Origin of the sequence: Collinsella aerofaciens (assembly GCF_001405375.1) — a bacterium.
Lineage (GTDB): Bacteria > Actinomycetota > Coriobacteriia > Coriobacteriales > Coriobacteriaceae > Collinsella > Collinsella aerofaciens_F.
Genome location: NZ_CYYP01000033.1, coordinates 1 through 2895 on the forward strand (window position 1 = coordinate 1; position 2895 = coordinate 2895).

General features: G+C 45.7%; 2 protein-coding genes. Both read left to right on the plus strand.

The features are described from left to right. Positions 1–487: 487 nt before the first annotated feature. Complete coding sequence (locus ARB25_RS09575; protein WP_055287668.1) at positions 488–2278, plus strand: P-loop NTPase fold protein; 1791 nt, start codon at positions 488–490, stop codon at positions 2276–2278. Positions 2279–2494: 216 nt separating this feature from the next. Then, on the plus strand, positions 2495–2839 hold the full coding sequence (locus ARB25_RS09580) for a hypothetical protein (RefSeq protein ID WP_055287670.1): 345 nt from the start codon (positions 2495–2497) through the stop codon (positions 2837–2839). Positions 2840–2895 lie beyond the last annotated feature (56 nt).

Below are 2895 nucleotides of genomic sequence, written 5' to 3' on the forward strand. Positions count from 1 at the left end.
CAGGAGGGGCCGCGGGGGCGTTCGGCTAACTGCGGGAGCGAGCCATCAGCTCAATGTGTTCGGCTGAGATCGGAAATCAACCCTTCCCCAAAGATGACACCGGGAAATCGTGTGATTTTGGACGCTTTGGTAGAGAAATACGCACCCGGTATTGAAGTTGCAGAGAGCTCGATTGAGCTTTCTTAAACGGACAAGCTCGAAGTGCAGACGGAGTGTACAAGAGGGACCTGCTTAAGTGGGGTCTGGGGAGTTCGATTATCTTGCACGACTCAGTCTTCAATAAATTTGGCACAATTCAACTTAGCCGTATTTGTTACGTTAATCCGAATTAATCATTCATTATTTGCAACCAGCCTGGCAATTACTAAGTTGAACAGGCTCAATGAAATACATATCTAACGGTTTAGATAACATATGACAACTACAACTGCTCAACAAACACTAGGTCTAGCATTGCAAAATGTAAAATACCGTTTGGAGAAAACCTATGCAAGCCGATGAGATCACCGAGGTAATTAAAAGCTACATGCAATGTGACGACATTGATCTTCAGGCTTTAGTCCTACATGGCGAATGGGGTTCGGGTAAGACTTATTATTGCGAGAACGATCTAAAAACTGCACTTAACAAAATGGACATAAAGATATGTCGCGTTTCGCTATTCGGTGTTTCCAATTATGAAGAGGCTCTCAATCGGGTTATCGCTTCTTGTCTCCCCTTATCCGAAAAAGCCGTAGGTGGTATATGCGCCGCGATAAGCGCATTGGTGAAAAACGCCATTAAGGCTGGTTCTTCAATGTTGAATAATAAGATTGAAGACCTTGGAATTCAGTTTTCCCTAAAACCCGACTTGCTGTTGCCCTTACTCGACACGAAGAATGCTCTCGTGATATTTGATGATTGCGAACGTAGCAGCTTCGCTCATGACGATCGGACATTTCTTGGGTTCGTCAACAACATGGTCGAGAATCATGGCTGGCATGTAATGCTTGTCAGAAATAAGCCGCTGTCATTTGAGGATGAGAACTCTGTCGAAAAAGCGATCATGAGTCAAATTTTGTTTGAGCCTGATCTGCAGACACTTTATCAGGGCTTAGTTAAACCCAGGCTTCAATTTCCAGAACATATTGATTTTGATATTGATGACGCAATTATTGATGGAATTAAAGGATCCGCCATTAATGTAAGGGCTTTATCCAGATCAATTCCAACCATTAACTACGTCTTGAGTACATCAGTTCTTGTCGATAAGACCGTAAAATCATCCGGAAGAGCCCAAGCGCTCTCGAATTTTATTAGTTACGCAGTCCGGGCATCGGCAGGAAATACTCCCAAAAAGCCCGATACCTCTAACAAAGCTGTGAACATGATCGATAATTCTGAGTTTATTGAATACGAAAACTATTTACTGATATCCAAGGCTCTTGCCCCCTTAACAGAAGGAGGGAATGTAAGCCCTAATGCTATCGAGCACTCTTTCAAGGAGTATGTTATAGCGGAAAACCCTGAATCGGCCGCGGATCTCGAAGCGCAAGATATAGAAAACCAATGGTTTGCTTTGCCCTGGCTGGAAGATGATCAGGTTAAATTGTTGGCGAATCAACTTGAATTACTTTTAACTGAGGGACGGTATTCTCAAGGTTGGTTTTATAAGATTATCAGGATCGCGCTTAATCTAATTGATCTTGGATTCTGGGATGAATCATTTCGCGAGAAGCTTCTCGAATCGCTTCGGCTAGCCGCCAATCGTGACCCTAAGTGCAACGCGGACAAATTAAGGCAAGAGCGGGCAATGGCCAATGACTTTTACGGTATGAACGCTGATCAAATAATGGATGAGCTTATATCAAGCGTTGAAAAAGAAGAAAGTGAACGAGCATTAAATCGCATCAGCCTAGAGCTGTCCGATGTTGATGGGGATACAGGAAATACGCTCTCCGACCTATTTAAAGAAGCTATACAGTCCGGGTACTCAAGGACGATTTTGAATGTACCAGCTGAATATGTTGCTGCGTCAATCTATGAAGGAACAGCAGCTTCTCAAATGTCTCTACATTCATTTTTCAATAGAGACATAAAGAAGTACTCAGATAGTCAGAGCTTAACCGAAGCTATTGAATGGTTAAGAAGTATTGACGACAGATTAGTCAAAATCGGATTCAATTCACGCATGGGACAGTTGAGGACCGAATGTATTCGCAATGACTTCAAAGAAGCTATTGAAGAGTTGGACGAAAGGGCTCATCATGTATCGGCAGATTCCGATACAGACATTTGATTGAGCAAAGTCGTTCAATAGCATGTTGGTATAGTACGTCTGGGTCAACCCGAATTCATCCTTTCACCGATTGGCAAAACGATTTACACCTAATTGTTGACACAGCTCAGAGGCACTTTCTTTGTTTACGGCCTGATCTCGCTAAACTAATAGCTGCTGCTACCAGGGCATTTTCTGGTGCACATTCTATTGACTCCTGCGAAGATCGGAGCGGGTATGTTTGCTGCCGAGTCCCACACCAGCCGTCATTACATTGCGATTGTTGCCATGGCCTGCCTATGCGTTCTGCTGGGCGGGCCTTCTTATGCCGCGGGCGCGGAAAGCCTCATCATCGCGAGCGAGACGTACTACGAGCCGGGCGTGTCGGGCCCCGGCTGGGCCTGGACCGATGCGGACCACCTGGAGCTTAACGGCTACGTGGGCGAGGCCATCGGCGCCGAGGGCGACCTGGTGCTGACGCTTGCCGGGCAAAACTCCGTGACGGAGTCGCATGCGCCCGATGCGGACATCAGATCGCGTCGAAAATGTTGGTGTAAGGGTGACACCCTAGCGCCCGTTTAACGAAGAACGGCCTTCGTCCTAGAATCTGAAATCACCACAACAACAGGTTCTAGGAA

Coding starts and splice junctions, on each gene's coding strand:
- ARB25_RS09575 (WP_055287668.1), top strand. CDS start 488: ATGCAAGCCGATGAGATCACCGAGGTAATTAAAAGCTACATGCAATGT.
- ARB25_RS09580 (WP_055287670.1), top strand. CDS start 2,495: ATGTTTGCTGCCGAGTCCCACACCAGCCGTCATTACATTGCGATTGTT.